We start from the raw sequence: 14,514 nt of genomic DNA, 5'->3' as shown, positions 1-14,514 counted from the left end.
GAGCTGCATCATGATTTTGCGCCCGGTTCAAATGACCGATCTGCCCGCTTTACTGGATTTGGTACAACGGGCCGGCCCCGGGTTCACTACCCTGCCGGCCAACGAAGAGCGCCTGGCCCACCGGGTGCGCTGGGCCCAGCGGACTTTCGCCGGACAGGTCGAGCACGCGGATGCCGACTACCTGTTTGTGCTCGAAGACGATGATCAGCAAGTGGTCGGCGTCAGTGCCCTGATCGGGGCCGTCGGTCTGCGGGAGCCCTGGTACAACTACCGGGTCGGGCTCACGGTCAGTTCATCGCCGGACCTGGGCATTCAGCGCCAGATCCCCACGTTGTTCCTCAACAACGAAATGACCGGGCAATCGGAAATCTGCTCGCTGTTTCTGCGACACGATCAACGCTATGGCAGTAACGGTCGATTGCTGTCGCTGGGGCGTTTGCTGTTCGTTGCCGAATTCCCCCAGCTGTTCGGCGACAAGCTCATCGCCGAACTGCGCGGCAGTGCCGACGAACATGGCTGCTCACCGTTCTGGGACAGCCTGGGCCGGCACTTCTTCAAGATGGATTTCAGCCATGCCGATCACTTGTCGGGGCTGGGCAGCAAAGCGTTCATCGCCGAACTGATGCCGCGCCAGCCGCTTTACACCTGCCTGCTTACCGAACAGGCCCAAGCGGTGATCGGCAAGCCCCACCCCAATACCGAACCGGCGCTGAAGATCCTCACCGCCGAGGGGTTTGCCCATAAGGGTTACATCGACATCTTCGACGCAGGCCCGGTGATCGAAGCCCCGGTGTCGAGAATCCGCACGGTGCGCGACAGCCAATCTTTGGTGCTGGCCATCGGCACGCCCGACGACCAGGCTCCGGTATGGCTGATCCACAACCGTCGCCTGGAAAACTGCCGCATCACCACCGCCCGCGCGCGGCTGGTGGGAAATAGCCTGATGGTCGACCGCCTCACCGCCAAACGCCTGCAATTGCAACCCGGCAGCTCGGTCCGTGCGGTGCTGATGCGCAACCAACAGCAGCAGGCGGTGGCGGCGTGAACGGAAATTATCGTCCGATCTTTTGATCTTGCATCCACTGGCCAAAAAAATTCGTCATCATCCTTTCCCCGCCCGCGTGATAGCCTTTTGTTCCTTCGGCGTTGACACTTTTGCTCAAGCCCTTCCATTCCTTTATATGGTGGAACTCGTATGTCCAGGCTTTCTCATCAAGATTTGCGCCGTAATTTCCGCCAACTGCTCGCTTCCGACACCTGCTACCACACGGCCTCGGTCTTCGATCCGATGTCGGCACGCATCGCCGCCGACCTGGGTTTTGAKCTGGGAATCCTGGGTGGTTCGGTGGCGTCGTTGCAGGTATTGGGTGCCCCGGACTTTGCGTTGATCAGCCTCAGCGAGTTCGCCGAACAGGCCACCCGCATCGGCCGAGTGGCGCAATTGCCAGTCATTGCCGACGCCGACCACGGCTACGGCAACGCGCTCAATGTCATGCGCACCATCGTCGAACTCGAACGCGCCGGCGTGGCCGCCCTGACCATCGAAGACACCCTGCTGCCGGCGCAATTCGGTCGCAAGTCCACCGACCTGATCACGGTCGCCGAAGGTGTCGGCAAGATCCGCGCGGCGCTGGAAGCCCGGGTCGACTCGGAAATGGCGATCATCGCCCGCACCAACGCAGGGATCCTGCCGGTCCAGGAAATCATCAGCCGCACCCAGCATTACCAACAGGCCGGGGCCGACGGGATTTGCATGGTGGGCGTGCAGGATTTCGATCATCTGGAACAGATCGCCGAACACCTGAGCGTACCGCTGATGCTGGTCACCTACGGCAACCCGTTGCTGCGCGACGACAAACGCCTGGCCGAATTGGGCGTGCGTGTCACCATCGACGGCCATGGCGCCTACTTCGCAGCGATCAAAGCCACTTATGACAGCCTGCGTGAACAACGCCAGATCTTCACCCAGGCCTCCGACCTGAACGCCACCGAACTGACGCATACCTATACGCAGCCGGAGGACTACATTCGTTGGGCGAAAGAGTTCATGAGCGTTAAAGAGTGACGGCACAAAAGCCCTCACCACAGCGCTCGCGCGTCAGTGGTGAGGTTGCGGTCAAGCCATGTGCGCTTCTTTCGATTCGACCTGCGGCGTCACTTCAAACCGATCCGCCAGAAACGGTGTGATATCCAGCGGCAACGGCTCGTTATTCACCAGTTTGTCCAGCAGCACGCCAGTAATCGCCGAGGTCAGGATGCCGGTGCGGAAATGTCCGCAGGCATTGAGGTAACCCTGCACGCCTTTCATCGGCCCGAGAATCGGCAGTTCGTCCGGCGAACCAGGACGTAACCCGGCCCAGCAACGTTTCAGGCTGATGTCGGCGAGCGCCGGAATGCAGCGCACTGCGCCTTGCACCAGGCTGCTGATTTCCGGGTAGGTGGTGGTCACGTCGAAACCTTTGTCTTCGGTGGTGCTGCCGATCAGGATTTCGCCATTGTCTTTCTGCGCCACGTAACAGTCGCTGGTGGTCAGGCAACCGCGCAGGATCTTCGGCATACGCTCGGTCAGCAGGATCTGGCCCTTCACCGGTTTCACCGGAATGCGAATGCCGGTGGCCTGCTCGCTGAGGTCGGCGGCCCAGGCACCAGCGGCGTTGATCAGCGTATCGCAACGGAACACGCCGGCCTCGACGGTCTGCACGCCGGTGACCTGCGAGCCTTCATGCAGCACGCCGGTAACGTTGGTGTTGAAATACAGGTCCACCCCGTTTTGCCGCGCGCCTTCGGTGTAGGCATCGGCCAGGCGGAACGGGCTGACTTGATGGTCGCAGAGAAACTCCAGTGCCCCCCTTGCCTCATGGCTGACGCTTGGCTCGGCTTCACGCAGGGCCGCTTGATCGAGCCAGCGCACCTGATCCGCCAGATGCGGAATGCACGCCACGATGTGCTCGGCGTAGAGCCGGTCTTCATCGTCGTAGATCACGAATTTCAAGCCGGTCTTCTCGAACTTGAAATCCATCCCGTGATTGTCCTGCAGCTCCCGGTGCAAATCCGGGTACATCGCGTTGGACTGCAAGGCTAAATCGAAGAACGACTGCGGCAGGATATGCGGCGTGCTGGAGTCCACCGCCACCGCTGCGCCCTGGGCTTCGCGCTTGCGATTGGCGGACATCATGCGGAAGAAAATCACCCCGCAGCCCAGGCCCACCGACTCACCAATCGCCCACAAACCACCGGCCGAAGCGCGGGTCGCGTTGCCGGGTCGCTTGGCGTCGATCAGCGCGACTTTCAGGTGTTTGCGCTTGGATAACTGATAGGCGCAGGACGCCCCAATCACACCGCCGCCGGCGATGATCACGTCGTAGAACTTACTCATGGCTTGTCGCCTCCGTGCCGACAGACTGGAACGCTGAAAAAGGAATCGGGTCGACGGGAAAGCGCGGGCGCAACCAGCCCACGTCTTGCCGCCCGGTGGCTTCGCGCAAACGGTCGGTGCAATAGCCGACACACATCCGCCCCTGACAGTCGCCCATGCTCACGCGGGTACGCATTTTCAGGCTGGCCAGGTCTTGCACGCCCTGCTCCAGCGCCCGATCGATGTCGACGCGGGTCGCATGCTCGCAGCGACAAATCACCGTGTCGGCAGCCGGCAATGCGGTCTGCCCGGCACCGCGTTCGGTGTAACGGTCGACGGCGGCGCGAAAGCGCATGATGGACTTGAGTCTGGACAGGTAACGGTCACGCCTGACCCGTGCCAGCTCCGCGTCCAGCACATCCCGTTGCAGCAGGATCGACACTGCTGCGATTCGTCCCGCGAGCATGGCCGCCTCACCACCGCGAATTCCGCCCATGTCACCGGCCAGATGCACATGGGGTTCGCTGCTTTGCTGCCAGACATTGGCGCTGGCCCGCAGGTAGCCGTCATCGCTGAAGCCGTGGTCCAGGCCCATTTGCTGGCTGAGTTGGGTGCGAGGAATGAAGCCATAGCCGACCGCCAGGGTCTGCGCGGCAATCCGTTCGGCACGGCTCAGGTCTGGCTCCCAGGTGCTGGAGTACGGCGCAACGGTCACTGATTTCAACTCTTCCTCGCCTTGAGCCTCGACCACGCCCCAGCCATAGTGCATGGGAATGCCGTGCAGTTTCAGGTACGCGAGCATGCTCAAACCGTCGAGGAACAACTGCGGCTTGTTCAATAACGCGAGGCTTTCCCGGGCGATCTTGCCGAACGCGCAGGCCTCATAAACCCCGGCGACGCTCACCCCCGAAGCGTGTAGCTGGCAGGCCACCAGCGGCAACAGCGGACCGGTGCCGGCAATCACCACCGGCCCCTGGGGTTGAACCACGCCACTCTTGATTTGCAGTTGCAAACCACCCAGCAGAATCACCCCAGGCAAGGTCCAGCCGGGGAACGGTACGCAGCGCTCATGGCAACCGGCAGCCAACAGCAGCTGCGGGTATTCGACCTCTTGCAAATGCTCGTTGATGTCCAGCACCACCAACGCCCGGGTGCCTTCGGCGCCGACCACGCGGTGGTTCAAACGCACGTCGATCAGGCCCGACTGCTCGTGGAATTCTCCATGCAGTTTGGCCAGCGCTTCCGAATAGCGTGGCCCCAGGTAATCCAGTTGCACGTTATCGCGCAAGGGCCCGCGATAGACCACCCCGCCAAGACGCGAAGCCTCTTCGAGCAAGGTACAACGCACACCATGGCGCGCCAGTTCAACGGCCGCGGCCATACCCGCCGGCCCGCCGCCGACGATCACCGGTTGCAGGCTCATAAAACCTCCTGCCCGGCAATACGGTTGACCCGGGTTTCGATGCTCATGCCCTCACGCACGATTGTCTGGCAGGCGCGCCGTTTGTGCCGGCCATCGATTTTCACCAGGCAGCATTGGCATACGCCCATGCCGCAATAGGCACCGCTGATTTGATCGTGATCGTTACGGGCCACCTGGCGAATGCCCAGTGATTGAATGACCGTCAGGACGGTTTCGCCGATGGCGGCGCTGACAGTCTGGCCATTGATGCACACAGTCATATCCGCCCGCACCAGTGGCTGGATATCGAAGGTTCGGTTTATGCGTTGCATTGCGATTGTTCATCCGTGAAAGGTTCAGGTGAGATTCTTCAGCGCCATGCTGCACTACACCTTGCGGGCCACCTGACTAATAACAACGAGAAGGTCTGCACGGGTACCTCGACAGCGCATCAGCTGCGCGCCCAGACACCGTAGTCGATACCGCAGGATGGGGCTGGATCTTTGATGCTAGGAGATATCGCTGAAGGAAATATTGATCCAGGCCAGTGAAAACACCTGAGCCCACCGGCCCCAAAAAGCAAAACGCCGCTTCTACCGGAGGCAGAAGCGGCAGAGGCCAAATGCCTCGAAGGGATCAGTGCATGAACAAGGCAATCAGAATGATGATCGGGATCGGAACGCCGAGAAAGAACAGCAGTAATGAGCGCATGGTGGTTCTCCTGGGTTAACGAACAGGTGGCAGCGTCGTGGTCGTGGTGGTGGTCACATAGGCATCGGCCTCCAGATACTCCACGGCATCCCGGCGGCGACCGCCGAAGGTCGCGGCGAGGCTGGCGAAAAACGCACCGGCCAGCAGCGCGATGAACATCCACAACGCCGTCCATGCCGCTACTTTCGCGGCGGTGTCAGCCGCTTGTTGCGCAGCCAGTTTGGCGTCGGCCGCGGCTTTTTGAGTGCGGGCATACACTTCATCGACCCGACGCTCGGCATCCGCTTGCGTGAGGTTGGTCCGCTGGGCCACCAATTGCGCCAGGTAAGCCCGATCTTCGGCGGCCAGCTGACCGTCGTGGCTCAGGCTGCGCGCGAAGATGCGGGTGACGGCGCCATGGGTGGCGTCATCACTGACAGCGACCGGGCGGTCATCGCGGAACAGACTGTCGATGAAGTAACCGTACGGATCATTCGCGGGATTGCCGATAGCGCTGCCGGCAGCCTGGGTCATGGCGCTGGCGGCACCGCCGGCGACCACTGCCCCGGCCCGCACACCACCGCTGACGACGCTACTGACCGAACCGACCACCAGGGTCGCGGTCACCAGCGTCGCCACACACCAGGCCAGGAAGCCATGGGCCGTGTCACGGAAATAAACCTCATCGCCGTGCATGTACGCCCACTTCACCCGCAGGCGGCCGGCGATGTAACCGCCGAGACCGGACGCCACGATCTGTGTAAAGGCCAGCCAGACAATCGTCGAGATACCCAGGCCCTTGGCGCTCATACCTTCATTGGCCCACGGCGAGACTGCCGTGAAACCCAGGCCAAAACCGAGCAGTACGAGGATCAGCGACAACGCCGCAGCCGCTGCGGCCCCGGCGAAGATTGCGGGCCACGAGACGCCCGATAGTGTGCTGGACTCTTCGGCGACAGGATAAAAACCATCGGGGGATCTATTCATTGTTGTTGTACTCCAGGCAGTTGTTACAACTCGTCAAAAGGAGCCGTTGCAGACAGCGTGCCAGTCGCACTATTTGAATAAATCGTTCTATTTCAACAAGTTGAAAACAATGAACTTCTCAGAACCATGCACTTTGCAAGGAGCCGACGCTGGCAGCGGGTTTTATGCATTGCGCCAACCAAACTACTTGCGCTTGTAACTCTTGTTGCCGCTGGGCGTCAGGCAATACACCCCGCCTCTAGGCCCGGTGCAGAACGTACCGGTGCCGCAGGCGCAGCCATCGGTTTGCTGTAACAGCGTCTGTGGCCGCGCCTGGTTTTTAGTGCCAAACATCGCCGAACAGCTCTTCTTCGAACCGCTGATGGAGCCGTCATTGCACAGGAACAGATCGCCGTCGCAACGATCGATACCGCCCTTCTTCCCGGAACACGGTGTGTTGGCAGCCCAGGCGGATGAGCCGAACAGGCACACTAACAACAGAAATATTGGCATCCAGCCACGAACCATTAAAGTGCGCACAGTGCAGCTTCCCTTTAGAATCATGGCCGGATGATATCAATGTGCGGCCAGCCTCACGAGACCACATGAAAGTTAATTTAATCAGCCGCATGTAATTCTTGGCAAAATGCCTCAACTTCGTATTGAACCGATTATCAGGCAAGCCCTATGACCCGTATCTTGACCATCGAAGACGACGCCGTGACCGCCCGGGAAATCGTCGCCGAACTGAGCAACCACGGCCTCGAAGTGGATTGGGTCGACAATGGCCGCGAAGGCCTGGAGCGCGCCGTCAGCGGTGACTACGACCTGATCACCCTCGATCGCATGCTGCCGGAGCTCGATGGCCTGGCGATTGTCACCACCTTGCGCACCATGGGCGTGGCCACGCCGATCCTGATGATCAGCGCCCTCTCCGACGTCGATGAACGGGTGCGCGGCCTGCGCGCCGGCGGCGACGATTACCTGACCAAACCGTTCGCCACCGATGAAATGGCGGCCCGGGTCGAAGTCTTGCTGCGCCGGCAGAACACCGTGACCGCCCAGGCCACCACATTGCGGGTGGCCGATCTGGAGCTGAACCTGATCAGCCACGAAGCCAGCCGCGACAGCCAGTTACTGACGCTGTTGCCCACCGAGTACAAGTTGCTGGAATTTCTGATGCGCAACACCGGGCAGATTCTGTCGCGGATGATGATTTTCGAAGAGGTCTGGGGTTATCACTTCGACCCCGGCACCAACCTGATCGACGTGCACATCGGCCGTCTGCGCAAGAAGATCGACCCGCCGGGCAAAGTCCCACTGATACGGACCGTGCGAGGCTCGGGTTATGTCATTGCTGAACCCTTCTAACGGCTGGCGCTCCTCCAGCAGCCGTTTGCTGGCGCTTTACAGTTCGCTGTTCGTGGCCTGGAGCGGGATTCTCATGGGGGTCATGTACTACGAGGTCTCCAGCTACCTGGACACCCTGGCCAAGCATTCGCTGATGCAACGTCAGCATCTGTTTTCACGGTTTCAGGGCGAACAACTGGAAGACGCCCTCGCCGCCAGCATGACCTTCGACGTTCGCGGCATCGATGCCTATGGCTTGTTCGATGACCAGCAGCGCTACCTCTTCGGCGCCTTGCGCCAGATACCCGAAGAACTGCCGCTGGACGGCAAGATTCACATGCTCGGCGACTGCGTCGACGCCGACGACCCGACCCTGCCCGCCGACAGTTGCGACGCCGTGGCGACCCGGACCCTGGACGGGCGCTGGCTGGTGCTGGTGCGGGACAACGGTTCGTTGTTTGCCGTGACCCGGATCATCCTGCACGCGCTGTTGTGGGGCGTGTCGCTGACGATTTTGCCGGGCATCGCCGGCTGGCATTTATTGCGACGGCGCCCGCTGCGGCGGATCCGGGCGATCCAGGCCAGCGCCGAAGCCATCGTCGCCGGCGACCTGACCCGGCGCCTGCCGCTGTCCAATCGCCGTGACGAACTGGACATGCTCGCAGCCATCGTCAACGCCATGCTCGAACGCATCGAGCGCTTGATGCATGAGGTCAAGGGCGTGTGCGACAACATCGCCCATGACCTGCGCACGCCGCTGACCCGCCTGCGGGCGCAGCTGTACCGGATTCAGCAGCAGGCCGATGAAGGCTCGACACTGGCCGTGCAACTGGATTCCGTGCTGGGCGAGGCGGATACCTTGATGGCGCGTTTTCGTGGTTTGTTGCGGATTTCCGAACTGGAGGATCGCCAGCGCCGTTCGGGTTTCGTGCAACTGGACCCGGTGCCGTTGCTGCAGGAGTTACATGACTTTTACCTGCCGCTGGCGGAAGAAGGCGAACTGACCTTTGAACTGCAAATGCCCGAATCCTTGCCCGGGCTCAACGGCGACCGTGCCCTGCTGTTTGAAGCCGTGGCGAATTTGCTGAGCAACTCGATCAAATTCACCCCGCCGGGTGGCCAGGTGATTCTGCGTGGGGTAAATGACGCGGGGCATACGCGCATTGAAGTGCTCGACTCCGGCCCGGGGATTGCGCCGGCCGAGCGCGAGGCGGTATTTCAGCGTTTCTATCGCGCCGAAGGCGGCAACCCGCAAAGCGGATTCGGCCTGGGCCTGTCGATCGTCGCGGCGATTGCCAGCCTGCATGGGTTTACGCTGGAGGTGGACAGCAGCGAGTTGGGGGGCGCGCGGTTGGTGCTCGATTGCCGGCAGGACCTGATTCCCCAGGCTTGACACTTGCTCGTGTTTAACCTTGAAACGGGGCTTGTTTAAGCGCCCTCAAGGATACTTCCTGAAAGCTACAAATCCTTGCGCCGTTGCCTACGGCTGCGCCAGAATACACCGGCCTGTGCGCCTTGGGGCCGCTCGGTAACTTGATTCCCGTCACTGCCCATCAGTGATCGGGTTTAGTCGCCCGGCTAAGGTAAAGCGGTCGCATGAGCATCGTCAGTCAGGTATTCGCCTGTACTTTATGGTAGCTGTGCGCAAGGCGTCTTCGGACGCGCCGGATTTTGCTTTACCTTGCCGGTCGACTAACTTGCGCACGGCTGCCACCCTCGTTTAGTCGCCAGATGTCAAGTGAACAGCATTAAGCCCGCTCCCACAGGATTTTCCTGAGTCAGCAGGCACTCAATACCCCGGAACCTCGCGCAAAAACACCGACAAATCGGTGATCGGTGGCAAGGCCGGAATCTCGACGTACATCTGGACCACCCAGCCTCGGTGATAACTGGCGTGGTTGACCACATGCAACAGCATGGCGCCGGCACTCATGACCCCGCTTTCCCCGGACATGGAGATGAATTCGATGGGTTTATCCAGCGACTCCTCGGTCTGGGCCGAGCTCCAGCCACAGAACCATTGATCAATCTCCTGTTGCGCCATTCGCAACTCGGCGAGCTCGGTATGGAGCAGGCCGTGGGAGGTTTTGAAGTCGTGCCCCCGGCCCTCCAGATGAGCTTGCCAGATGCAATCCACCACATAGGTGTGGTTCAAGGCGCCGATCATGTTATTGAACACCGACACCCGTTTGCGATTGAGTTCCTCAGGTGGCAGCGCCATGAGGCTGTCGAAGAGTCGCTGATCAGCCCAGCGCTTGTAATCAGCGAGCATGCGGGCAGTGCGTACGTTGATCATCAGAGATCTCCCATGGCGATGGGCGCATTGCCAAGAATAGCCTTCACGGCGGGCAGTATCGTAAACGCTGATTATCGGTCATGCCGCAACCTAAAGAATCTCATCGCGAATTAAACGCTGCACCACCCGTTCGGCCAGCGCCAGGCAACTGGTCAGCCCCGGCGATTCGATGCCGAACAGATTGACCAGGCCCGGTACGCCGTGGACGTCCGGGCCGCTGATGATGAAGTCGGCGGCCGGCTCGGTCGGCCCGCTGATTTTCGGGCGAATGCCGCTGTAGGCCGGTTGCAGGCTGCCATCGGGCAACGCCGGCCAGTAGCGCCGGATCGCCTGATAGAAGCCTTCGCCACGACGGGGGTCGACGCGATAATCGACCTGCTCGACCCATTCGACATCCGGCCCGAAACGCGCCTGACCGCCCAGGTCCAGGGTCATGTGCACGCCCAGCCCGGCGCTTTCCGGTGCCGGGTACACCAGATGCCGGAACGGCGCCGGGCCACTGAAACTGAAGTAGCTGCCCTTGCACAGCCAGGCCTTGGGCACGTGCCGCGCCGGCAAGCCTTCGATCCGGCTCGCCACCTCTGGCGCAGACAGTCCGGCGCAGTTGATCAGTTCACGACAGCTCAAGGTCATCGGCTGAGCCCCACCCATGTGCAGCTCGAAACCCTGTTCGGTACAACAGGCCGATGCAAGCGGCGTATGAAAGGCCATCGAGGTGCCCCAGGCTTCGGCATCGGCCTGAAGCGCCAGCATCAAGGCGTGGGAGTCGACAATCCCGGTGGACGGTGACCAAAGCGCTGCAACACAAGACAACGCCGGCTCAAGCGCCCGTGCCTGACCGGCATCCAGTAATTGCAGGTCATCGACACCGTTGCGCCGGCCTTGTTTCAGCAACGCCTGCAAGGCATGGCGCTGGCGATCATCGGTGGCCACGATCAGCTTGCCGAGGCGCCGGTAATCGACGCCGCGCTCTTCGCAGAAAGCATACAGGCGTTGCTTGCCCTCCACGCACAATTGCGCCTTGAGACTGCCGCTCGGGTAATAGATCCCGGCGTGGATCACTTCCGAATTGCGCGAACTGATGCCCACGCCAATCCCCTCGCTCGCCTCGACCAGGATCACTTCCCGACCGCTCCGGGCCATGGCTCTGGCCACCGCCAGCCCGACCACGCCAGCCCCGACTACCACGCATTCGATATCGACGCTCACCTGCCCTCCACTCGTTCAAGCCAGCCCTGGCTGCCGATAATCGATCAGGCAGAAGAATATCGCCAGTCCATGACCACGAATCGAATACGGTCCGGGGGGAGTTCTCGGCCCTTGAGTCGGTTTTGAACAGTCTCCGGTGCATATCTCGTATCGACAGGGGAACTCCTGACCACCGCCAGGAATCCTAAATTATGTGTTACTTCCTTTACGCTTCACTTCGGAGGACGCCGTCATGCGCCGTCTGTTTCTCATCTCTTCGCTAGTGCTTTGTTTGCCCGTTGGTTCGGCTATGGCAGGTGTAGATGCAAAAGATGTCGCCACCTCAGCCGGGGTCTCCGCATCTCTGTATTCGACGTTCAAGGATCACAAATTGGCCATTCCCGCCCGGGATGACGCCTCCAGTTTTGTCGCCAGTGGCGGTACGATCCGGGGCGTTTACCTGGAGTCGGTGTTGAACGAAATTCGCCAGAATCATCCCGACCTGAAGGCCAGCGATGAAGACCTGGCCAGAGCGATCCTCGTTCAGGAAGGTATGGCAGCGGGTCACTGATATCAAACCTGAGCGGTAGGGCCAGCCCATTGAGAACGCCCCCGAGGACAGCCCTACCTCGCTTCAGCGCTGGTCTTCTCAACCCCAGCGGACAGGCGTGCCCAGCCGGCGACCAACTGTGCGCTGATGCTGACGCCGCCGCACACTACAATCACCACGTCATGGGCCTCGGCAATCGCCGGATGGTCGAGGTACGCCACCGCCAATGAAACGCCACACGCCGGTTCGACCAACTGGCGCAGGTCGTTGGCGTAACGAACCACGCCCATGATCGCCTCATCATCGCTGAGCACCACGCATTCATGCGGGAAATCAAGGATGTGCTGCACCGGCCAGGCGGCCACTTGCGCGGCGCCGAGTGACGTGGCAACGGTATCGATGCGCGGCAGTCTGACCGGGTGCCCGGCAGCGATGGCGGCAGCGAACGACGCCGCACCCTGGGTTTCGCACGCAACGATCCGACAATCCATGCGCTGATGACGGATCAGGCCGGTGAGCAGGCCCGCCAGCAAACCGCCGCCTCCCACGGATGTCACCAACGCATCGACCTGAGGGCAGTCCTCGAGGATTTCATCGACCATGGTGCTGTGTCCTTCCCACAACACCGGGTGATCGAAAGCCGGCACGTATTCGGTGTCTGCGCCCTGCGCGAGTTCTTTCGCCCGTTGATTGGCCTCGTCCCAGACCTTGCCATGGACAATCACCTCGGCACCGGTTTTCCTGATCCTGGCGCGGGTGGTTTCCGGGGTCGTGTTCGGCACCACGATGCAGGCTTTCAGCCCAAGGTTGGCGGCGGCCACTGCCGTGGCCAGACCGGCATTGCCACCGGAAGGACAGACGACTTTGCGCTTGCCCTGCTCTGCCGCCTGGCTGCACAGAAGGCCCATACCGCGCAGTTTGAACGAGCCGCTGGGTTGCAGGTTTTCCAGCTTGAGCCAGATTCGCCGGGTCGGCGTCGACAGGCCCGGGTGCAGAATCAGGGGCGTTCTGATGTGAAGCATCGTGTGCTCCTTGTGACAGCACCGGCGCGTTGAGATCTTTCAACGGGCTGGAAGCGAACGGGCAGGATTATCCTTATCCAAGCTTAGTTCACGACTACCGTCCCCATAACGCACTCCCCCCGTAGGAGCTGCCGAAGGCTGCGATCTTTTGATTTTGCTTTGCCCCTGCCTACACCACTGAAAAGATCAAAAGATCGCAGCCTTCGGCAGCTCCTACACTGGTGATATGCCTTTTGCGAAGTCAGTCATGAAAATCTCGGCCAAACTCGCGTTTTTCGCCCTCGTCACCACCCTTGCCTACCTCGCTCTCGCGGTGTTCGGGCTGGGCGGGTTGGCGGTGTTTTTCTCGCATCCACCGCTGGTAGTCATTGCGCTGGCAACCCTGGTGATGGCGATCGTGTCTTTGTTCAGCGAAGGCAATTTGAGCCCCGGCGAACGTGAAGACCGGGCCAATCGCTGGGTGCTGCCGGTTTTCGGGGTGCTTGGGTTGTTGAGCGGGTATCTGCCGGCCTACACCGACCGGATCGACTTCTGGACCTTCGGTGGCGAGGGCGTGCGTTGGCTGGGTGCGCTGCTGTTCATTGGCGGCGGCGCGTTGCGGATGTGGCCGGTGTTTGTACTCGGCAACCGCTTCAGCGGGCTGGTGGCGATTCAACCGGGGCATCGCCTGGTCACCGACGGAATTTATCGGAATCTGCGCAACCCCAGCTACCTGGGGCTGCTGATCAATGGTGTGGGTTGGGCGCTGGCCTTTCGTTCCGGCGTCGGGTTGCTGCTGGTGGCGCTGATGTTGATACCGCTGATCGCCCGCATTCGCTCTGAAGAAGCGCTGTTACGCTCGCAGTTCGGCAACGAATACGAGGCTTATTGCGCCCGTAGCTGGCGATTGATTCCGGGGATCTACTGAACTGACCACATTAGGGCCGTGTCGATTATCAAAAGTGTAAGCGGATCAGGTTATTGGCATCCACATGGCTCGTGACCGAGTCATAACTGGCCAGTGTGGCGTGTCGGGTCTGAAGGGGATGAACGTGGGTCGCGGTGATGACCATGATGTTGGCACCCGCCGCTTCGCCTGCGCGAATACCGACGTCGGCGTCTTCGAAGATCAGGCAATCGGCTGGGTCCACCTGCAGTCGACGAGCCGCCAACCGATAACCTGCAGGGTCGGGTTTGCCGGCGCTGACGTCTTCGGCGGTGACCATCACATCGGGTTCGGGAATACCGGCCGCAGCCATTCGGCGCAACGCCAGCGCGCGCGGCGCGGAGGTGACGATGGCCCATTGGTTGGCGGGCAGCGACTTGAGAAAAATCGCCGCGCCGGACACCTCGACAATCCCCTCCACATCATCGATTTCCGCCTCGGTGATCCACGCCGCTTCAGCTTCGGCATCCACCCCGGGCAACGCCAGGCGATTGATGGTGTCGATGGCGCGAACGCCATGGATGGTCGGCAGGAAGGTTTCCACATCGACGCCGTGGCGCAAGGCCCAAGTTGTCCAGATCCGCTCGGCGGCGGCGATGGAGTTGAGGACGGTTCCGTCCATATCGAACAGGAAGGCGCGGAACGGGGCGTTGTAAACGGATGCTTGGGACAAAGGGCGATTTCCAGAACCAGACGAGGATTTTCAAGCAATGTACATCACCCGCGTAGGAGCTGCCGCAGGCTGCGATCTTTTGATCTTCGCTTGTCGG

15 protein-coding genes are annotated in these 14,514 nt (G+C 61.0%); 6 read left to right on the top strand and 9 right to left on the bottom strand.

Features of this window, described 5'->3' with window-relative positions; genetic code table 11:
* Positions 1-10 precede the first annotated feature (10 nt).
* A complete protein-coding gene (gene astA / locus AC1D2Q_RS28885; protein ID WP_477815454.1) occupies positions 11-1,045 on the top strand; it encodes an arginine N-succinyltransferase in 1,035 nt (344 codons plus the stop codon).
* A gap of 150 nt (positions 1,046-1,195) precedes the next feature.
* Entirely contained in the window at positions 1,196-2,065 is an 870-nt protein-coding gene (locus AC1D2Q_RS28880) for an isocitrate lyase/PEP mutase family protein (RefSeq protein ID WP_477815453.1), read from the top strand.
* Positions 2,066-2,116: 51 nt separating this feature from the next.
* On the opposite strand, the gene hcnC is transcribed toward AC1D2Q_RS28880, so the two are convergent.
* The 5 genes from hcnC to AC1D2Q_RS28855 all read right to left on the bottom strand — a co-directional run bounded on the left by hcnC (position 2,117) and on the right by AC1D2Q_RS28855 (position 6,941).
* Positions 2,117-3,376, bottom strand: coding sequence for a cyanide-forming glycine dehydrogenase subunit HcnC (gene hcnC / locus AC1D2Q_RS28875; protein WP_477815452.1), 1,260 nt, complete (start codon positions 3,374-3,376; stop codon positions 2,117-2,119).
* Positions 3,369-4,778 (bottom strand): cyanide-forming glycine dehydrogenase subunit HcnB, encoded by a 1,410-nt coding sequence (hcnB, locus tag AC1D2Q_RS28870; RefSeq protein WP_477815451.1) that lies wholly within the window; start codon positions 4,776-4,778, stop codon positions 3,369-3,371. Before hcnB ends, hcnC begins: the two co-directional genes overlap by 8 nt.
* Positions 4,775-5,089: a (2Fe-2S)-binding protein gene (locus AC1D2Q_RS28865; protein ID WP_111453214.1), complete on the bottom strand. Its 315-nt coding sequence runs from the start codon at positions 5,087-5,089 to the stop codon at positions 4,775-4,777. The genes hcnB and AC1D2Q_RS28865 overlap by 4 nt, the downstream gene beginning before the upstream one ends.
* Positions 5,090-5,483: 394 nt before the next feature.
* Positions 5,484-6,434 carry a hypothetical protein gene (locus tag AC1D2Q_RS28860; RefSeq protein ID WP_477815450.1) on the bottom strand — a complete coding sequence of 317 codons (951 nt, stop codon included), beginning with the start codon at positions 6,432-6,434 and terminating at the stop codon, positions 5,484-5,486.
* A 183-nt stretch (positions 6,435-6,617) separates the two neighbouring features.
* Entirely contained in the window at positions 6,618-6,941 is a 324-nt protein-coding gene (locus AC1D2Q_RS28855; RefSeq protein WP_477815477.1) for a YdcA family protein, read from the bottom strand.
* Between the two features lie 159 nt (positions 6,942-7,100).
* Between AC1D2Q_RS28855 and AC1D2Q_RS28850 the strand changes: the two genes are divergently transcribed.
* Together AC1D2Q_RS28850 and AC1D2Q_RS28845 are read left to right on the top strand one after the other, a co-directional pair.
* Positions 7,101-7,784 carry a response regulator transcription factor gene (locus AC1D2Q_RS28850; protein ID WP_477815449.1) on the top strand — a complete coding sequence of 228 codons (684 nt, stop codon included), beginning with the start codon at positions 7,101-7,103 and terminating at the stop codon, positions 7,782-7,784.
* Complete coding sequence (locus tag AC1D2Q_RS28845) at positions 7,762-9,156, top strand: sensor histidine kinase (protein ID WP_477815448.1); 1,395 nt, start codon at positions 7,762-7,764, stop codon at positions 9,154-9,156. The genes AC1D2Q_RS28850 and AC1D2Q_RS28845 overlap by 23 nt, the downstream gene beginning before the upstream one ends.
* Before the next feature lie 396 nt (positions 9,157-9,552).
* Here the strand turns inward: AC1D2Q_RS28845 and AC1D2Q_RS28840 are convergent, their stop codons facing one another.
* Together AC1D2Q_RS28840 and AC1D2Q_RS28835 are read right to left on the bottom strand one after the other, a co-directional pair.
* Positions 9,553-10,059, bottom strand: coding sequence for a DinB family protein (locus AC1D2Q_RS28840; protein ID WP_477815447.1), 507 nt, complete (start codon positions 10,057-10,059; stop codon positions 9,553-9,555).
* A 90-nt stretch (positions 10,060-10,149) separates the two neighbouring features.
* Positions 10,150-11,268, bottom strand: coding sequence for an NAD(P)/FAD-dependent oxidoreductase (locus tag AC1D2Q_RS28835; protein ID WP_477815446.1), 1,119 nt, complete (start codon positions 11,266-11,268; stop codon positions 10,150-10,152).
* A gap of 232 nt (positions 11,269-11,500) precedes the next feature.
* Here AC1D2Q_RS28835 and AC1D2Q_RS28830 point away from each other — a divergent pair, with 232 nt between their 5' ends.
* A complete protein-coding gene (locus AC1D2Q_RS28830; RefSeq protein ID WP_477815445.1) occupies positions 11,501-11,818 on the top strand; it encodes a DUF2388 domain-containing protein in 318 nt (105 codons plus the stop codon).
* Positions 11,819-11,871: 53 nt separating this feature from the next.
* Here AC1D2Q_RS28830 and AC1D2Q_RS28825 read toward each other — a convergent pair whose 3' ends face one another.
* Positions 11,872-12,819 carry a pyridoxal-phosphate dependent enzyme gene (locus AC1D2Q_RS28825; protein ID WP_477815444.1) on the bottom strand — a complete coding sequence of 316 codons (948 nt, stop codon included), beginning with the start codon at positions 12,817-12,819 and terminating at the stop codon, positions 11,872-11,874.
* Between the two features lie 247 nt (positions 12,820-13,066).
* Between AC1D2Q_RS28825 and AC1D2Q_RS28820 the strand changes: the two genes are divergently transcribed.
* Positions 13,067-13,726, top strand: coding sequence for a methyltransferase family protein (locus tag AC1D2Q_RS28820; protein WP_477815443.1), 660 nt, complete (start codon positions 13,067-13,069; stop codon positions 13,724-13,726).
* A 28-nt stretch (positions 13,727-13,754) separates the two neighbouring features.
* Here the strand turns inward: AC1D2Q_RS28820 and AC1D2Q_RS28815 are convergent, their stop codons facing one another.
* Complete coding sequence (locus AC1D2Q_RS28815) at positions 13,755-14,417, bottom strand: HAD-IA family hydrolase (protein ID WP_477815442.1); 663 nt, start codon at positions 14,415-14,417, stop codon at positions 13,755-13,757.
* Positions 14,418-14,514: the final 97 nt, after the last annotated feature.

This window comes from Pseudomonas sp. P1_A1, assembly GCF_056406935.1.
The sequence above is the reverse complement of the archived record's forward strand: the minus strand, read 5'-3'. Positions and strand labels throughout refer to the sequence as shown.